Genomic DNA, 18,598 nt, shown 5'->3' on the forward strand with positions numbered 1-18,598 from the left:
TTCAAAGAATTGTTTCCGTTGAGTTTTTCACAATTACCAACATAAAATTCAAAATAAAATCTTGGTAATCCTATTGAAAAAGCATTATTAAAAGGTTCCTCTCCAAAGAATTTTTGATAAAAAATACTAATCAATAAATAAGTACAAAAACCAAAAAATAATTTTAACACCCTCATCATATTACATATTTTTAACTTCTTCCGGAACGTGGTAAAACGTTGGATGACGGTAAACTTTGTCTTCCGAAGGTTCATAAAACGCCTCGGAATCATCGGGATTGGTGGCGTGGATATGCTTGGATTCTACTACCCAAATGCTGACACCTTCCATCCTTCTCGTGTAAACGTCGCGTGCATTTTGGATTGCCATTTCTGCATCAGCGGCGTGCAGACTGCCCACGTGTTTGTGGTCCAAGCCTTGTCTGCTTCTAATGAAAACCTCCCAAAGTGGCCATTCTGTATTTTGCATAATTTTTCAGATTAGAGACAGATAGATGAGAGATAATAGACTTTCATCTATCTACTTTTGATTACTTTCTCGCAAAGGCGCAAGATTTTTTTTTTCATTGTGTTTTAAGTCGCAAAACACTTCAACAAGCTCAGTGTGACATCTCTAATACTAACCATTCCAATTAGAACGTGTCAGTCTGAGCTTGTCGAAGACTTTACAAATTACACTGTTTTTCTATTTTGTTCTTCTCTTAATTTTCTTTTCTCGTGATAAGCGGTTGCTGCTTCTCTTACCCAAGCACCATCATCGAAGGCTCTTTTGCGGGTTTCGATTCTTTCTTTGTTGCAAAGTCCGTTGCCTTTGACCACTTTCCAGAACTCATCCCAATCGATTTCTCCGAATTCATAATGTCCAGTTTCTTCATTGAATTTCAAATCCGGATCCGGAATTGTCAAGCCCAGATATTCAGCCTGTGGCACGGAAACATCTACGAAACGCTGTCTCAGCTCGTCATTAGTGAAACGTTTGATGCGCCATTTCATTGACAATTCTGTATTTCCGGAGTCTGCATCTTTTGGTCCGAACATCATTAGAGTCGGCCACCACCAGCGGTTGAATGCATCCTGAGCCATCGCTTTTTGTTCCGGCGAACCTTGGCAAAGCTTCATCATCAGCTCGTAACCTTGTCTCTGGTGGAAACTTTCTTCTTTACAAATCCTAACCATCGCTCTGGCATAAGGTCCGTAAGATGCTCTGCAAAGTGGCACTTGATTCAGAATTGCAGCACCGTCAACCAGCCAGCCGATTGCACCCATATCTGCCCAAGTCAAAGTTGGATAGTTGAAAATGCTGGAATATTTGGCTTTTCCAGAATGTAAATCGTTGATGGTTTCATCTCTCGTAACGCCCAAAGTTTCAGCAGCACAATAGAGATAAAGTCCGTGTCCGGCTTCATCCTGAACTTTTGCCAACAAGATTTTCTTACGATTCAAAGTTGGTGCGCGCGTAATCCAGTTGGCTTCCGGCAACATCCCGACAATCTCGGAATGGGCGTGCTGGGAAATCTGACGAATCAGGGTTTTTCTGTACGCATCCGGCATCCAGTCTTTGGGTTCGATGCGGATTTCGCTGTCTATTTTATTCTGAAAATGTTCTTCTAAATTGATTTCTGTTGTTTCCATAATGTTTTGGTTTAATGGAATTTATTTCTTTTCATTCAAATACAAATAGTTTCCTTTAATCAATGATTTTGAAAACCCTTCCATTCTAACATTCAAAATTGACGGCATTGGAACTAACTTAGATTTTCTTTTTGGTTCCATTTTGCTGAATGTATCTATTAAAATTTGTAATTCTTCTTTTGTATAATTGCTAAATGAATTATAAATAGCATCATCCATTTCTTCAAGATGAATGCTTTTTATAATTTCCTTTTTTTTATTCTCATCCCATTTCTCTAATCTCCCGGCCAAATCAATTCTATCGATACAATAATTAAGGATGTAACCTTTAAAACCAACTGTTTCTACTAACTTATCAATCAAAACTTTATTTTGCTGAGTTGGATATGCTGGTGGTGGAGGCGCAACTTGAGCAAAAGCTTTTAAACTAATGAACAGTAATAATATATAAAATGTCTTTTTCATTATTTATTTTAAATGTTTGTTTTATACCGAATCCGCAGCCCGACTTGAGCGGAAATCCTTTTTATTTTTTTGCTAAAAAATAAAAAGATTGGGAGCGGAAGGCGGATTAAGCTGCCATAATTATTATTCTATTTAATATCAAAATTAACAACCACTTCCTCCGACCTCGGATGTGCCTGGCAAGACAAGATAAATCCTGCTGCAATCTCATCCGGTTCAAGAGAATAATTGATGTCCATTTCTACTTCGCCTTTTTCTAATTTGCATTTACACGTCGCACAAACTCCGCCTTTACAAGCGTAAGGTAAATCCGCTCCGTTTTGTAAAGCTGCATCCAAAATCGTTGGTCCGTGATAAGCCAAATCCAATTTCAAAGCGGTTGCATCTAATTTTACTGTGACTTTACTGAAATCATCATCAGATTTGTTAACTGCCTGCTCGTGTTCTTTTTTCTTCTCAGCAGACGCAGCACTGAAAAATAATTCGAAATGAATTTTCTTAGCTTCAACACCCGATTGGATGAGAGTATCTCTCACACTCAGAATCATTTCTTCTGGTCCGCAAAGGAAAACCTCATCGATTATTTCTGCTGGAATGATATTCTTAATAAAAGATTCTGCTTTTTCAGAATTGATTCTTCCGCTCAGTAAATCGGCATCTGCAACCTCACGACTGAGAATATGATAAATACTCAATCGTTCCATAAAACGGTTTTTCAAAGCTTCGATTTCTTCTTTGAAAATAATCGTTCCCTTATTTTTGTTTCCGTAAATCAGAATGAACTGACTTTGCGGTTCATTTTTCAAAACTGATTTAATAATCGAAATAATCGGTGTTATTCCGCTTCCTGCAGCAAAAGCTACATAAGTTTTTTTGTTTTCGGGATTGAGTTCTGTGTAGAATTTTCCCATTGGAGGCATCACTTCCAGAACATCGCCTTCTTTCAGGTTTTCATTCATAAAAGAAGAGAACAGACCTTCAGGAACTTTTTTCACAGCGACTTTCAATTCGTTTTCGCACGGACTTGCACAAATCGAATAGGAACGTCGCAATTCCTGCTCGCCATTCATTTGTCGGAATGTCAAATATTGTCCTTGCGTGAATTTGAATTGTTCCGATAATTCTGCAGGAATTTCAAAACTCACAGAAACACAATCCTGGGTTTCTTTCTTGACTTTTTTTACTTTTAAAGGATGAAAAACTACTGACATTTATTTTTAAACGCAAAGTGCGCAAAGTTTTTTTTGATTAACTATATGTTTTTAAGTCCGCAAAGCCGCTTACGCTTAGCTAAGATTTGAATTTAATTATTCAAACCATTCATTAATAATGTTTTCAAATCTTCTTCCAATTCCTGTGGTGTGATTTCACGGCTTGGTTTGTACCATAATTCTATCCATCGGATTGAAGATAACATCGTGAAAAGTGCCACAGAGACATTCATTTTTTTGAATTCTCCGCTTTCCATTCCTTGTTCTATGATATTTGCAAAGCTTTTTTCATAGGACTTTCTGATTTGTTTGTATTGATTTTTTTTCTCTTCGGAAAGATACTTCCAATCGTTATTCGCTACAGAAACCGACGCAGCATCTTCGATAATCAACTGAACGTGAAGCCCGATAATTGCTCTCAGTTTTTCCTGAAAACTTTGATTCGTATTTTCAATTTCCTGCAACTGAGAAATATATTGATTGGCAATTTTGAAACAAATCAATTCCAGAATTTCGTCTTTAGATTTGATATGATTATACATACTTGCGGCTTCCATTCCTACTTTTTCTGCCAAGTCGCGCATACTGGTTCCGCCAAAACCTTTTTCTTTGAAAAGCTTTGCTGCTTCTTCTAAAATCAATTCTTTTTTATTGATTTTAATTTTCGGTGTAAGAACATTTTCTTCCATCATATTTATTTAGAATCTTAATTAAACCACATAGTCACATAGTTTTTCATCAATATTATTTTTTAAGCTCAAATAGTTAAAAATAATATTATCTCTATGTTTTCCTCATTATCAATATAAATTTCATTTACATTCTATTGTGTCTATGTGGTTAGTTTTAATACTTCAACAATTGTTCTATTTCTTTAATTAATTTTTCTGTGTTTGGCAGCATTTCTTTCTCCAATTCAGAATTGATAGGAATTGCAGGAAGATTTTTTGCTCCAACAACTTTTACCGGCGCATCCAGATATCTGAAGCAATGCTCATTGATACTCGCTGCCAGACTTTGTGCAAAACTATTATTGACAGACTCTTCTGTCAAAACGATGCATCGGTTATGTTTTTTCACACTTTCGAAAACCTTGTTTTCATCCAAAGGTGCGAGTGTCCTTAAATCTATAATTTCGATTTGATTATTAAATTCTTTCGCTGCATTCGAAGCCCAATAAACGCCCATTCCATAAGTAATAATAGTCAAAGTTGGTTTATCTTTTAGATTATCACAAAGCAAAACTTCTCTGGCTTTTCCAAACGGAATGATATAATCCTCGTCTGGTTCTATAGTTTTTGCAGCTTCGGTTCCTTCAATTTTTGACCAATAAAGACCTTTATGTTCCAGCATCACAACCGGATTTGGGTCATAGAAAGCAGCTTTCATCAAACCTTTCAAATCTGCACCTGTCGAAGGATAAGCGATTTTGATTCCTTTGATATTACATAAAACACTTTCGACTGAACTTGAATGATAAGGTCCACCACTTCCGTAAGCGCCAATTGGAACACGTAGAATCATCGAAACCGGCCATTTTCCATTAGACAAATAATAACTTCTGGAAACTTCGGTAAATAACTGATTTAACCCTGGCCAAATGTAATCCGCGAATTGAACTTCGACAATCGGTTTCAGTCCAACGGCGCTCATCCCCACTGTTGAACCGACAATAAATGCTTCCTGAATCGGTGTATTAAAAACTCGTTTCTCTCCGAATTGAGCTGCCAAAGTAATCGCTTCACGGAAAACACCGCCTAATCTCAACCCAACATCTTGTCCATACAATAAGGCTTCCGGATGTTTCTGCATCAATTCTCTAATCGCAAACAAAGCACAATCTACCATTACTGTTGGAATTTTTCCGCTTGGAGAGCGTTCTCCTTTTTCTTCGGTAACAGTTGTTGGTGCAAAATCGTGTTTATAAGTATCTTCCGGTTTTGGATCTTCGGCAAGAATTGCATTTTCAAAATCAGTTCTTACCAAATTTTGAACTTCTTTTTCAATCGATTCAACTTCTGAATCTTCTATACTAAATTCTGAAAGTTTATTTCTAAGTTTTATTAATGGGTCATTCTTCGCACATTCTTCCAAATCATCGCGATACCATTCTTTTCTAACACCTGAAGTGTGATGATTGAGCAATGGAACTTTCGCGTGAATGAGCATTGGTCGGCGTTCTTCACGAATGATTTTGATACATTCTTTTACGGTTTCGTAAGACTTGATAAAATCGGTTCCGTCAATAGTTCTGGTTTCGATACCGTTGAAACCTCTCATATATTCTGTAATATCCTGTGCACGGATTTCTTTGGCGTTGGCAGAAATATCCCATTCGTTGTCTTGAACGAGATAAAGAATCGGCAACTGTTTAAGCGCTGCCATTTGGAAAGCTTCAGAAACTTCGCCTTCTGTACAGCTTGCATCGCCGAGTGAACAAACTGCGATTGGCTTTTCATCAAGATTATCATCAATTCCGATTTCTTCCTTATACTTCATTCCCATTGCAATTCCGGTTGTTGGAATCGCTTGCATTCCTGTTCCGGAACTTTGGTGAATCATTTTTGGGAAATCGTCTCTTCGCAAACTTGGATGAGAATAATAAGTTCTTCCACCAGAAAATGGGTCGTCTTTTTTCGCTAAAAGTTGAAGCATCAATTCGTAAGGTGTAATTCCAACGCCCAACAAAATTGAGTCGTCTCTATAATAAGGACTCACGAAATCTTGTGGCAACAACTGCATTCCCAAAGCCAATTGAATTGCTTCGTGTCCGCGGGAAGTGGCGTGAACATATTTTGAAGTGATTTTTTTTTCCTTCTCAAACAAATCGGACATTGTTTTTGCCGTAAACATCAGACGATAAGCTGATTTGAGTAAATCAGTCAGGCTAGTTTCTTTGTTTAAAAAATGTTTTTCAGTGATTTGCATATTTAAACATTTGACATTCAGTCCATTATTCTCGGTTTGGATAATTGAATGTGATTTATTCAAAAATACACTTTTTTATTAAACTAACAAATGTTAGTTAGTTTTTGTCATTATTAAAAATATCTAAGAAAATTTAAGCTTTTACAAAATAAAAATTTAAATTTTGTAGTTTTGAAAATTAAACAAGATAAATGAAACTAAAAATATTCCTTGGCATCGCATTTTGGTCACTTTTGCTTCTAGCAGGCTGTAATCGTGATGATATTTCTTTTGAATCGCCAACTCAACTTTTGAGATTTTCTACCGACACGGTTTTTTGTGACACCGTTTACAACCAAATGCGTTCAGAAACTTATGCTGTAAAGGTTTATAATAATGAAAATAAAGATGTTCTGATTCCAAGAATTGCTTTAGAAGGCGGAAGTGGTTCGCTTTACAGAATCAATGTAGATGGAAAAGTTGGGACAAGTTTTGAAAATGTAGCGCTGAGAAAAAAAGATAGTCTCTATGTTTTTGTAGAAATTGCACCTGTTGCCAATGCTCCGGAAGCGATTGCTGAAGACAAAGTAGTTTTCAATACTCCAGCCGGCGAACAAAAAGTAACACTTTTCTCTGTAGTTCAAAATGCAGAATATTTTATCCAAACCGGAGAGAATCCTGTAACAATCAATGACAATACAACTTGGACTAAAGATAAAGTGAAAGTAATTTTCGGTAACCTAAACGTTGCTGAAGGTAAAACTTTGACAATGGAAAAAGGAACCAAAGTCTATTTCCGAAAAAACAGCGGAATGAATTTTGAGAAAAATTCCATTCTTGATGTAAAAGGAGCCCTTGGCGAAGAAGTGATTTTCCGAGGCGATAGAAGCGATACAAAATACGATACACTTCCTGCCAACTGGAACGGAATTAAAATGGAAGAAGGTTCTCTTCTTAATATGAATTACGCTCGAGTTTTTGGTGGAAATGTTGGACTTCAATTGAAAAAAAATATAGTTGAAATCAACAATACAATTATCCATACATTTCAAAATGTAGGAATCTATGGGATCCATTCCAATCTTACAATGAATAATGTTGTGATGAACAACTGCGGTGAAGCAGACCTTGCGATTGCTGCAGGTGGAAATTATACACTTAATTATTGTACACTTGCTAATTACTGGAATTTGAATCCTTCGATGTCCGCTTTCGGAATCTATGCAAGTGATATGTGGGAAAATGAAGATGGAGAACCGGAAATTGGAGATTTCAAATTAAATGTAAATAATTCAATTGTCTATGGAGATACTCCAGATATGATTTCAATTAATAAATCTAATGGAAATATCTTAGCTTTTGAATATGAGTTCAGAAATTCATTATTGAAATTTACTTCTAATTCAGGTTTAACCATTGGTAATACTAATACTGCTAATGAAGACCCAAAATTCCAGAATTATTTTACTCAAAAGATGAATCTGAGAGTAAAAGCTGATTCGCCAGCAAGAGGAAAAGGAGTTGGTACAAACAATGTTACAGTGAGAGATATCGTTGGAACTCTTCGAACAAGTCCTATAACTATTGGGGCTTATCAATATCAATAATGGAAATCACAACGCTACAGAATCAGGTTGACGTATGGATAAAAACCATTGGTGTCCGCTATTTCAACGAGTTGACAAATATGGCAATGTTAACGGAAGAAGTGGGCGAAGTGGCCAGAATCATTGCCAGAAGATACGGCGAACAATCTGAAAAAGAATCCGATAAATCCAAAGATTTAGGCGAAGAATTGGCTGATGTTCTTTTTGTAACGCTTTGCTTAGCCAATCAAACCGGAACAGATTTGCAATCGGCGTTCGATAAAAAAATGAAAATCAAAACTGATAGAGACAAAGACCGACATCAGAATAACGTAAAATTAAAAAAATAGTGGATGTTGGATGTCCGAAGTTGGAAGTTTTATTAATTCTGACGTCTGACATCTGACATCTGACATCTGACAAATTATGATTATAAAAAAGTCTGAACTTATAGACGGAAAAAATATTCAAATTACCGGTTCGAAAAGTATTTCGAACCGTCTTTTGATTTTAGGGAAATTGTTTGGAAACATTGATATGCTCAATCTTTCTAATTCTCAGGACACAACGTTACTCAAAAAAGCTTTGGAATCCGATTCCGAAACAATTGATATTCATCACGCCGGAACTGCGATGCGATTTTTGACTTCTTATTATTCGATTTTTGAAGGCAGAAAAACCATTTTGACTGGTTCTGACAGAATGAAAAATCGTCCAATCAAACCTTTGGTGGATGCACTTCAATCTCTTGGAGCAGATATTACTTATCTTGAGAAAGAAGGTTATCCGCCACTGCAAATCATTGGAAAGAAATTGGAGAAAAATTCGGTTAAAATTTCAGCGAATGTTTCCAGCCAGTTTTTGACTTCATTAATATTAATTGGAGGAAAATTAGAAAAAGGGTTGACATTGGAATTGGAAGGAGAAATCACGTCTCGTCCTTATCTGGAAATGACTTTGAAGATCCTTAATGAAATCGGAATTAAATCTCATTTTGCAGAAAACACCATCGAAATTGTTTCTCATTCTGATAATTACAGAACCGAACATTACGAAGTAGAAAGCGACTGGTCTTCAGCCTCTTATTTCTATTCTTTGGCTGCGATTGGAAGAAAATCAATTACATTAAAAAGTTATCATACACTTTCTCTTCAAGGAGATAGCGTGATTAAAGAAATCTATTGGAAATATTTCGGAATCAACACAGTTTCTGATTATGCAGAAAATTCGATTACGCTTTTACCGGAACCGGCTTTCGAATATTCTGAATTAATTTTTCTCGATATGAATGATTGTCCGGATATTGCACAAACACTTTGTGTAACGGCAACTGCATTGAAAATTCCGTTTGTGATTACCGGACTTCATACTTTGAAGGTAAAAGAAACCGACCGATTGGTTGCGCTTCAAAATGAGTTGTTAAAATTGGGAGCGAAAACACATATAACTGTTGAGAAAATCGAATCTTCAGAATTTACTGAACCAGAAGAAAACATTTCTATCGCGACTTACAATGATCACAGAATGGCAATGGCTTTTGCGCCTTTCGCTTTAGTCAAAGAACTTAATATCGAAAATGAAGATGTTGTGGAAAAATCCTATCCTGAGTTTTGGGAGGATTTTGCTGAAGTGACAACTAATTAAATTGAATGAAGAAAACATTAATTTCTATTTTTCTTGTCGTTTTGTTATTAATCTTATTAGGATATATATTTTTAGAAAAACACTATCAAGTTATTAAAGCAGAATATAATATTGGAAATATTAATGTTTATCCGCCAGATTGCTATATCAAATTCGAAAACAAAAAATTTATAACAACTAATCGTTTGATTTATAGATGGAATATTTTGAATAAACGAATAGTTCCAGCAGGCGAAAGCATTCTTGTTTACAAATTTGATATTTTTGAAAATCACTATTCTGTTGATGAAAAAGGATTTAGATTCTTACAATTAAAGAAAAAAAATGATTCGGTAGAATATAATAACAAATTATATAAAATTGACAGCAGAAATGGAGATTCATTATTCTCAAAAATAAATGACAATGAGATCATCATTTTTATTAGTTCAAAAAATTTAGATTAAAAATAATGTCAAAAACAATCATCATTACAGGTGCTTCATCCGGAATTGGATTTGCCTTGGCAGAATATTTCGGAAAGAGAGGAAACAAAGTTTACGGATTGAGCAGAAAAGTCATCAACTCAGATTATTTCGTTTCGATTCCAACAGACATTACTGAAAAAGACCAAATCGATAATGCCATTTCTGAAATCCTGAAAAAGGAAACCAGAATTGATGTTCTGATTAATAATGCAGGAATGGGAATGGTTGGCGCAGTTGAAGATTCTACGAAAGAAGATATTTCGAAGTTATTCAATCTTAATTTAATTGGTTCTGTCCAAATGATGACTGCCGTTCTTCCAAAAATGAGAGAACAGAAATCCGGAAAAATCATCAATGTTTCCAGTATCGGTTCAGAAATGGGATTGCCTTTCCGAGGATTTTATTCTGCTTCCAAATCTGCATTGGACAAAGTAACAGAAGCAATGCGTTACGAGGTTTATCCTTGGAATATCCACGTTTGTTCGCTTCATTTGGGCGATATCAAAACCAATATTGCTGAAAATCGTGTAAAAACAAAAGTTTCCGAAGCGTATAAAAATGTCTTTGATAAAGTTTATGCTTTGATGAATTCTCACGTTGGCGACGGAACAGAACCTTTGGATGTTGCAGTTTATGTTGATCAGCTTCTAGGGAAGTCAAAATGGAAAGCGCATTACTATTTTGGGAAATTCGGGCAGAAAATTGGCGTTCCTCTTAAATGGATTCTTCCTCAGAATACTTATGAAAATCTGATGAAGAAATATAATAAAATGGATTAATTTTCTGTTTTAAATGCAAATAAAGTATAAACTCTTCGACTCCGCTCAGACTGACATCTCTTAAAATGAACATTTAGTATTAGATTTGTCACGCTGAGCGGAGTCGAAGCGCTTTCACAATGAATCGATATTATGTTTACATATTAAAATGTTCGGATAACTCTTATTACACAGGAGTTACAAGCGATTTGGAATCTCGTTTTATTAAACATCAATCAGGACATTATCCCGAAAGTTATACTCATAATAGAAGACCAGTTCAATTGGTTTTTTATTATGAATTTAATGAAATTGAACACGCAATTTCTTTTGAGAAACAAGTAAAAGGTTGGAGTAGAAAGAAAAAAGAAGCCATCATTAATGATAATTGGGAGAAATTGAAAGAACTTTCTATTTGTAAGAACGAAACCAATTCCGAAAATATTAGTAAAGGCTTCGACTCCGCTCAGCCTGACAATGTTAACACTTCAACTTAAATAAGACTGGAAAATTTCTATTGACTCGTTTTTTTTACATAATTGTTATTTTCATTTCTGCTTTTTCAACGGCGCAGAAAAAAGAATATTGGCTCATCGATAAAGAAACCAACTTCAAAAAAATCGTTTCTGATTCGGCGAAAGCAGTGAAATTTTTGGATTCACTAACCGAGAATTCTTACTTCTTCACAGAACTGAAAGACGTAAAAAAAATAGAAAACAGAACAGAAATTTATTACGACAAAGGACCCAATTTCAACAAAGCAAATGTCAAATTTTCGGATTCTTTAGTTAATGATCTTAAGTTTAAGAAGAGTGAAATTTACACCAAAAATTTAGACTCCCTTAAGAAAAATATCAATCAAAAATATCGGGATAAAGGTTTCGCTTTCAATCGTGTGAAAACCAAATTCCAGAAAATGGAAAACGGAATTCCTTCGGTTAAAATCTCAGTTATCACCGCTTCTCAGAGAAAAATTGACGGCATTGTTTTCAAAGGTTACACCCGTTTACCGAAACAATTCGTTAAAAACCTCAACAAACAATATTTGGGTAAAAAGTATGATGATAAGAACTTGGTTTCTATGAATCAATCTTTGCAGAATCATCAGTTTGTGTCGTTGGAAAAACCGCCTCAGACACTATTTACCAAAGATTCAACACAGGTTTTTCTTTTCACTCAAAAACGAAAAACCAATACTTTTGATGGAATGATTGGCTTCGGAAATAATGATTCTGAGAAATTTACAGTCAATGGAACCCTGAATGTCGTTCTCAAAAACATGTTCAACAGCTTCGAAAGTATCGGTGTTTATTGGCAGAGAAATCCTGATAAAGGCCAAACTTTCGATATGCAAACCGATATTCCGTACACTTTTGGGAGCAATGTTGGTTTGAATGTTAATATCAATATTTTCCGTCAGGATTCTACTTTTGCGAATGTCAAATTTTTGCCAGCCATTTATTATCATCTTTCGCCTAAGCAAAAACTAGGTATCAAAGGAACTTTCGAGTCATCTGCAATTCTGGATTCGCTTTACACGAGCGGTCGGGATTACAGCAAAAAAGGGATTGGACTTTATTATCAATACATCGCTGGAAGCGACATTCCGTTGTTCATTAATAAAAGTAACATCCGTGTAGAAGCTGATTTTCTGAAGACAACTTACGACGACACGCAGGAAAAATTTGATCAAATCCGATATTTCCTTTTTGCGGAACACAACTTCAATTTGTCAGGAAATCACTTTCTCAACATCAAAGGAGAATCTGCTTTGCTCAGTTCAAAAAACGAATTATCGACAAACGAACTCTTTCGGTTTGGAGGCTGGAACTCGATGCGAGGTTTCAATGAACAGAGTCTCATCAGTGATTTTTACGCATTTGCCGGCGCCGAATATCGTTATCTCGTCAACGACCAAGCTTTCTTCGATTTGTTTGCGCAATATGGGCAGATGTCCAACAAAGCGCTGGGAATAACGCCAAAACTTTACAGTGTAGGTTTAGGTTTCAACTTTTTTCTGCCCGTCGGTTTGATGAGTTTTCAAATTTCCAACGGAAACGAAATTGGTAATCCATTCAAATTCAACGAAGTGAAAATCCATTGGGGAATTCTCAGCAGATTTTAATAATTGATAATAGATAAATGATAGTTGATTAATTAATAATCGGCTTAGAAATCATTTATCAGCTATCACTTATCAATAATTTTAATTTTTCATCATTTCTCTGAATATTAATTATTTATCAAATAAATTATGATATTTTCAAATTCCATAAAAATAGCTTAATTTTGCAAAGAAAGTAAAGATGTCTATTCATAACAAAATTGTAGAGACAGCCATCACTTTCGATGACGTGCTTCTAGTCCCTTCTTATTCAGAAGTTTTACCTAATCAGGTTTCCCTAAAATCAAGACTTACAGACAAAATTTCGCTTAATGTTCCAATTGTTTCCGCTGCAATGGATACGGTTACAGAAGCTGATTTGGCGATTGCATTGGCAAGAGTCGGCGGTCTTGGATTCATTCATAAAAATATGCCGATTGCAGAACAGGCTGCGCAGGTCAACCGTGTAAAACGTTCAGAAAACGGAATGATTTCTGACCCAGTTACATTGTCTAAAGACCACACTTTAGCAGAAGCTAAAGAACTAATGTCAAAATATAAAATCTCAGGATTACCTGTTGTTGACAAAAATGACACTCTGATTGGAATTATCACAAACCGTGATGTAAAATATCAGGAAAATCTTTCTGTAAAAGTGGAAGAAATAATGACGAAAGACAACCTTATTACTTCCGATAAAAATACCAATCTGGAAAAAGCTAAAGAGATTCTTCTTAAAAATAGAGTGGAAAAACTTCCAATTGTTGACAAGAAAAACAAATTGGTTGGATTGATTACAATTAAAGATATCGACAATCAATTAGAATATCCAAATGCTAACAAAGACCAAAATGGAAGACTAATTGTCGGCGCAGGTGTTGGTGTTGGTGAAGATACGATTGAAAGAATCACAGCATTAGTAAAAGCTGGTGTTGATATTGTTGCTATCGATTCAGCGCACGGACATTCAAAAGGAGTTTTGGATAAAATCTCTGAAATCAGAAAAACATTTCCAGACTTAGATATTGTTGGTGGAAATATTGTAACAGCAGATGCTGCAAAAGATTTGATAAAAGCAGGCGCTAATGTTCTTAAAGTTGGTGTTGGTCCAGGTTCTATCTGTACAACGAGAGTTGTTGCCGGAGTTGGAGTTCCTCAATTGTCTGCAATTTATAACGTTTACGAATTTGCTAAAAAGAAAAATGTAACCGTTATTGCTGATGGAGGAATCAAATTATCTGGTGATATTGTAAAAGCTATTGCAAGCGGTGCTGGAGCAGTAATGCTAGGTTCACTTTTAGCTGGAACTGATGAAGCGCCGGGAGAAGAAATTATTTTCCAAGGAAGAAAATTCAAATCCTATCAAGGAATGGGTTCTCTTTCTGCGATGAAACGTGGTGGAAAAGAAAGATATTTCCAAAGTGAAGCTAAGAAATTTGTTCCAGAAGGAATCGAAGGAAGAGTGCCTCACAAAGGAAAATTAGAAGATGTGATTTTCCAGTTAACCGGAGGACTACGTGCTGGAATGGGTTATTGTGGCGCAAAAGATATTGAAGCATTACAAAAAGATTCAAAACTGGTTATGATTACCGGAAGTGGATTGAAAGAATCTCATCCACACGATGTGATTATTACACAGGAAGCACCAAATTATTCTTTGTAATAAAAGATTTAAAATATTTTCAAGAAAACCTTTCATTAATTGTGAAAGGTTTTTTAATTTTGCAACTTAGTTTTATAAAATGAAGAAGAGAGCTTTATTCTCAGGATTATTTTTATTTATTTTTGCTTTGGGATTGATGTCTTTCGCTCCGAATAAGAAAGTCATAGCCGTTGTTTTTAACAAAGAAATGACCAAACAAGACCTAATGAGTTTGCAAAAAAATCTCAAAGAAAAGAACATTATTCTTGTTTATAATAAGATTCAGTTTACAAAAAATAGATTGAGTTATATCGACTTTAGTATCGATTTTGGGGATGGATTTTCAGGAACTTCTAAATCCATTATTTCAAAATCAAAAGAAATTGGCTTCATCCGAGATTATAACGACAACGCCGAACAACCTTTTGTTGTAGGTGATTTAAAATAAACAAAGCTTCCAGATTTGGAAGCTTTTCTTGTATACTCTCATCTTCAATTTCAATAGCAAGCCTGAGTTCCAGCAATAAAGAAAGTTGAAATTTCTTAGATATATTGCAGTAAAAAAAGCATTTTTTTCATTAATTTTAGGATTTTAAAACAATGAATGGCTTTTGAAGAACTACAGAAAAACTTAGAAATTTTATTCTCCGAGTATAGCTTGGAAGATTTTGATCTCCATAACGAAGCTTTCAAAGAGTCTTTTTTTTCTGAGCTCAATTGTAATCCTTATTATGTTACACTCCACGATCTTCAGAAGCTAAAACCTCTTTACATCAATGATAAGCTAAAAGAATTCTACGGTTTTCAAAACAATATCTTCAGTGACATTGATTACTTTTATTATTTCTTAACCAACCACCCACCAGCTACGGCGTGTTATTAGATTCTGTGATCCATTTTAAAAATGGCGGAGAAAGCTATCTGAACTTGGAATACAGGCTCAAAAACTCAGATAATAAATACGAAAAATTCTTAGGCACAACAAAATCAATTTTTATTAATAAAAAAACAGAGTATGCTGTTACTCTACTGATGAAAGTGGAAACTTTTTCTAAAAACATCAACCATAAATCAGTTAATATCAGCAAAAGGGAAAGAGAAATAATCAAGCTATACTGTGAAGGAAATGAAGTTAAAGAAATTGCTTCACTCCTCAATATTTCAGAATTTACAATCAAATCCCATCTTAAAAATATTTACAAAAAGTTAGGCGTTCGCAATGCTAGAGAGTTATCAAGTTATTTTGAAAATTTTTCATAAAAAAAATCATTCTAGCCTATATAATTTCAATGAGACAACGCCAGTAAAATGCCAATTTCTCAATTATTTTTTTTCTTAAAAAACAGTTCCAATAAAATATTTTAACTTAAATACAAAATCAATAAAAACCCTTCAACGAATCAGACTTTTAACAATAATTCATCTTGTTCTACAAATATTTAAAAACATCCTAAAAATACCCCTTTTGTGGTATTGACTGAATAGCAGCATGTAATTTAATTTTGAGGAAAAATTCAACATCATGAGAAACATTTTACTTTCAGTCTTGTTGCTTACAGTAGCTTCTGTAGGAACAAATGCACAATCTCTAGATAATTCCTTTGGTACAAATGGCACCGTGACCCATATTGGGTTGGGGAATTATTTCGAAGCGACAGAGCTTCCCGATGGCAACGTAATCCTTTGCGGCGACTACGAAACAGAAACAGAGTCCAAAGCTTGCATTACCAAGCTAAAGCCAAATGGTAGCATAGACACTTCTTTTGGGACAAATGGCAAATATATTATCGATCAATATCCTAGCTACGATTACTATGAAACCTTTTCTAAAGCAATCGCATTGCCCGACGGAAAGCTAATTGTTTTATATGGTTCGGAATATGATAATGGTATTGACCCAGAAAGCGTAGATATAAGAATAATGCGATTAAATGCTAATGGCACTGTAGACAACAGCTTTTCCGGATATAGTGCACAAAACATATCTGAAGATGATTATCCTTATGGTCTTGTAAGGCTACCATCTGGCAAGCTCCTGATGTATGGCTCTAATTATATGATGAGATTCAACGACAACGGCATGCTAGATACCAGCTATGCCAACAATGGCACCAGAACAATTTCATTAAATATTGAAGAACTAAACTTGATTGGGGATGCTGTCTACCTTTACAATTATAGCGACAAAATGCTTGTAAGGCTGGATAACGAAAGCTCGAGCAACACTAAAACCTATAACCTGCCGGAGAATTCTTCATTTTATTTTTTCGGAAACAATATCTATATTCATGATATAAGTAGCTACAGTGTCATTAAAAAACTAGACTCAAATTTTAACCTTGTAAATAATTTCGCCAACGGAGGAACGGCAACTTTTGATGAGTATATTGGTTACAATTTTATATTTCAGCCACAAGGAAGCATTATAGCAAAAGAATACAGTTACGTATACGATAACGACTGGAATCATATCAGTACAGATGTGAAATACAGGAGAGTAAACCCAGATGGTTCTTTGGACCTAACTTTCGGGACAGGTGGTGTATACAAAATTAATATTCCTGAAACTGCTCCTTACTATTACTACAGTGACGATTATATTCATTCCAATGGAAAATTATATCACTTATTTTATGATAATAATTGGGTTGCCAACAACATTTACATAAAGAGAAGCAACCTTTCAAATGAAGTTCTTGCTGTGAGCGATAATACTCTTGCAAAAGATGTTAGGATTATGCAAAACCCAGTTTATGAAACCTTAAAATTAAGCAGCCAACTTTTTAAGGCAAAAATATATGATATGAGTGGGAAGGACACAGGCATTCTATTCGAAGGCAAGCAAGCATCTGTGCAAAACTTAAAACCTGGCGTTTACCTCATTAACGCAGTTTCGGAATCTGGTAGTAAAATCAGCTTGAAATTTATAAAAAAATAAGACTAATAAACACTAAAAAAAACTAATAACCATTTTACAAAAATGCTGTTCTTATAGGGAACAGCATTTTATTTTTATAATAAATCCGATTTTCTTTCCTTCCTGCTTTTAAGATCATCTTCAAAATCGTCAATTCGATAATCTGTCAATGAATTTCCTTTTCTGATTTTCTCTTTAGAATAAAGTTTAAACTCATTTTCAGTTTTCTCCAAAAGATAATCGTAAGGTCCAACCGAAGAAATTAGTTTAATCAAAACCGGCGAAATCTCTAGACAGACAAACAATCCCATAATAAAACTCGCTGCCAGAGCAATTATTGCAGAATTTTTCCCCAATTCATCTAAAGCCTGTAATCTCGCTGCAAATCCATTGAATCTATCCTCGATTCCTTCTGTCGATTTTCTTTCGGTTTCTAGGTTGGAATAGACTTTTGAGATTTCTTTATCCAGATATTGCAAACGTTCTTGCTGTTGTTTTTGATAATTCTCGAGGTCGGCTCGTTTCTGCTCTTTGAGTTCTGCTTTTCTTTTGGCATTAGTTCCATAGCCAACTTTTCCACTAGTTAAACCAGATTGTTTTCCAAGAATTTCTTTTTCCAATTCAACCGAAGCTGAATCATAAGCCAATTGATAAGTTTTGATTTGATTCTGAATTTGTTTCTTTTCCAAATCAAATGGTCCAGATTGTTGCAGAATTCTTCCGCTCATCTCAGCCTGTAATTGTTTCTTATTCCTTTGAATAATGGTATTCAATTGTTTATTGACTTCCTTCTCAAAGATTTTAAGTTCCAAAGGTTTTGAAATAATAATCCCAAGAAAAGTCGCTAAAATCAGACGCGGAATTGTCATTAGAATTTGATTCCACCAAGTTCCAGTTTTCTTGATTGAGGAAACAATATATCTATCCAAATTGAAAATCATTAATCCCCAAAGAAGTCCAAATCCAGCAGAAGCCCAAATATCATCAAAGATTGTGAACATCGCATAACCTGCAGATAATGTTGCGAAAACCGCAGTAAACAAAACGATTCCTCCTATTCCAGCAAACTTGTTCCATTCGGAAGGTGACTTTTTCAGCAAATGAATATTCCCGCCGGAACATATCATTAGAAAATGCTGAAACCAATTCATTTTATGAGTGTTAGTATTTTTCATTTTTAGTAATTCATCATAATTTGTCATTTAAAACGTTAAATTGTTACAAATAGTATTAGGTTTTACCTAATAACTAAATCTATACCAATTT

The 18,598-nt window shown here is 34.9% G+C and carries 19 protein-coding genes; 12 read left to right on the forward strand and 7 right to left on the reverse strand.

Annotated features, from left to right (window positions below; genetic code table 11):
* Positions 1 to 180: 180 nt before the first annotated feature.
* The 6 genes from paaB to RTY06_RS01530 form a co-directional block, all read right to left on the reverse strand.
* Positions 181 to 468 (reverse strand): 1,2-phenylacetyl-CoA epoxidase subunit PaaB, encoded by a 288-nt coding sequence (gene paaB / locus RTY06_RS01505; RefSeq protein ID WP_063970555.1) that lies wholly within the window; start codon positions 466 to 468, stop codon positions 181 to 183.
* A gap of 203 nt (positions 469 to 671) precedes the next feature.
* The gene (paaA, locus tag RTY06_RS01510; RefSeq protein WP_312822307.1) at positions 672 to 1,631 is read right to left on the reverse strand and encodes a 1,2-phenylacetyl-CoA epoxidase subunit PaaA; all 960 of its coding nucleotides are present in this window, start codon (positions 1,629 to 1,631) and stop codon (positions 672 to 674) included.
* A 21-nt stretch (positions 1,632 to 1,652) separates the two neighbouring features.
* Positions 1,653 to 2,096: a hypothetical protein gene (locus tag RTY06_RS01515; RefSeq protein WP_312822310.1), complete on the reverse strand. Its 444-nt coding sequence runs from the start codon at positions 2,094 to 2,096 to the stop codon at positions 1,653 to 1,655.
* 128 nt (positions 2,097 to 2,224) lie between these two features.
* The gene (gene paaE, locus RTY06_RS01520) at positions 2,225 to 3,307 is read right to left on the reverse strand and encodes a 1,2-phenylacetyl-CoA epoxidase subunit PaaE (RefSeq protein WP_312822312.1); all 1,083 of its coding nucleotides are present in this window, start codon (positions 3,305 to 3,307) and stop codon (positions 2,225 to 2,227) included.
* A gap of 92 nt (positions 3,308 to 3,399) precedes the next feature.
* The gene (locus RTY06_RS01525) at positions 3,400 to 3,999 is read right to left on the reverse strand and encodes a TetR/AcrR family transcriptional regulator (RefSeq protein ID WP_312822314.1); all 600 of its coding nucleotides are present in this window, start codon (positions 3,997 to 3,999) and stop codon (positions 3,400 to 3,402) included.
* 154 nt (positions 4,000 to 4,153) lie between these two features.
* Positions 4,154 to 6,235: a thiamine pyrophosphate-dependent enzyme gene (locus RTY06_RS01530; protein ID WP_312822316.1), complete on the reverse strand. Its 2,082-nt coding sequence runs from the start codon at positions 6,233 to 6,235 to the stop codon at positions 4,154 to 4,156.
* A gap of 191 nt (positions 6,236 to 6,426) precedes the next feature.
* Here RTY06_RS01530 and RTY06_RS01535 point away from each other — a divergent pair, with 191 nt between their 5' ends.
* The 12 genes from RTY06_RS01535 to RTY06_RS01590 all read left to right on the forward strand — a co-directional run bounded on the left by RTY06_RS01535 (position 6,427) and on the right by RTY06_RS01590 (position 17,353).
* Positions 6,427 to 7,821: a hypothetical protein gene (locus tag RTY06_RS01535; protein WP_312822317.1), complete on the forward strand. Its 1,395-nt coding sequence runs from the start codon at positions 6,427 to 6,429 to the stop codon at positions 7,819 to 7,821.
* Entirely contained in the window at positions 7,821 to 8,150 is a 330-nt protein-coding gene (locus RTY06_RS01540) for a nucleotide pyrophosphohydrolase (RefSeq protein ID WP_312822318.1), read from the forward strand. Before RTY06_RS01535 ends, RTY06_RS01540 begins: the two co-directional genes overlap by 1 nt.
* Positions 8,151 to 8,226: 76 nt before the next feature.
* Positions 8,227 to 9,444 carry a 3-phosphoshikimate 1-carboxyvinyltransferase gene (locus RTY06_RS01545; protein ID WP_312822319.1) on the forward strand — a complete coding sequence of 406 codons (1,218 nt, stop codon included), beginning with the start codon at positions 8,227 to 8,229 and terminating at the stop codon, positions 9,442 to 9,444.
* Between the two features lie 5 nt (positions 9,445 to 9,449).
* Positions 9,450 to 9,890 carry a hypothetical protein gene (locus RTY06_RS01550; protein ID WP_312822320.1) on the forward strand — a complete coding sequence of 147 codons (441 nt, stop codon included), beginning with the start codon at positions 9,450 to 9,452 and terminating at the stop codon, positions 9,888 to 9,890.
* 5 nt (positions 9,891 to 9,895) lie between these two features.
* Positions 9,896 to 10,690 (forward strand): SDR family oxidoreductase, encoded by a 795-nt coding sequence (locus RTY06_RS01555; RefSeq protein ID WP_312822321.1) that lies wholly within the window; start codon positions 9,896 to 9,898, stop codon positions 10,688 to 10,690.
* Between the two features lie 119 nt (positions 10,691 to 10,809).
* Positions 10,810 to 11,166 (forward strand): GIY-YIG nuclease family protein, encoded by a 357-nt coding sequence (locus RTY06_RS01560; RefSeq protein WP_123282068.1) that lies wholly within the window; start codon positions 10,810 to 10,812, stop codon positions 11,164 to 11,166.
* Positions 11,167 to 11,186: 20 nt separating this feature from the next.
* The gene (locus RTY06_RS01565) at positions 11,187 to 12,794 is read left to right on the forward strand and encodes a hypothetical protein (protein WP_312822322.1); all 1,608 of its coding nucleotides are present in this window, start codon (positions 11,187 to 11,189) and stop codon (positions 12,792 to 12,794) included.
* A 181-nt stretch (positions 12,795 to 12,975) separates the two neighbouring features.
* Positions 12,976 to 14,436: an IMP dehydrogenase gene (gene guaB, locus RTY06_RS01570; protein ID WP_312822323.1), complete on the forward strand. Its 1,461-nt coding sequence runs from the start codon at positions 12,976 to 12,978 to the stop codon at positions 14,434 to 14,436.
* 79 nt (positions 14,437 to 14,515) lie between these two features.
* Complete coding sequence (locus RTY06_RS01575) at positions 14,516 to 14,863, forward strand: hypothetical protein (protein ID WP_312822324.1); 348 nt, start codon at positions 14,516 to 14,518, stop codon at positions 14,861 to 14,863.
* Positions 14,864 to 15,019: 156 nt separating this feature from the next.
* Positions 15,020 to 15,298 carry a hypothetical protein gene (locus tag RTY06_RS01580; protein ID WP_312822325.1) on the forward strand — a complete coding sequence of 93 codons (279 nt, stop codon included), beginning with the start codon at positions 15,020 to 15,022 and terminating at the stop codon, positions 15,296 to 15,298.
* Positions 15,289 to 15,675, forward strand: coding sequence for a LuxR C-terminal-related transcriptional regulator (locus tag RTY06_RS01585; RefSeq protein WP_312822326.1), 387 nt, complete (start codon positions 15,289 to 15,291; stop codon positions 15,673 to 15,675). Before RTY06_RS01580 ends, RTY06_RS01585 begins: the two co-directional genes overlap by 10 nt.
* 358 nt (positions 15,676 to 16,033) lie before the next feature.
* Complete coding sequence (locus RTY06_RS01590; protein ID WP_312822327.1) at positions 16,034 to 17,353, forward strand: T9SS type A sorting domain-containing protein; 1,320 nt, start codon at positions 16,034 to 16,036, stop codon at positions 17,351 to 17,353.
* A gap of 74 nt (positions 17,354 to 17,427) precedes the next feature.
* Here the strand turns inward: RTY06_RS01590 and RTY06_RS01595 are convergent, their stop codons facing one another.
* Positions 17,428 to 18,507: a DUF4407 domain-containing protein gene (locus tag RTY06_RS01595; protein ID WP_312822328.1), complete on the reverse strand. Its 1,080-nt coding sequence runs from the start codon at positions 18,505 to 18,507 to the stop codon at positions 17,428 to 17,430.
* Between the last annotated feature and the right edge of the window lie 91 nt (positions 18,508 to 18,598).

The sequence above is a fragment of the Epilithonimonas sp. genome (assembly GCF_032055105.1).
Lineage (GTDB): Bacteria > Bacteroidota > Bacteroidia > Flavobacteriales > Weeksellaceae > Epilithonimonas.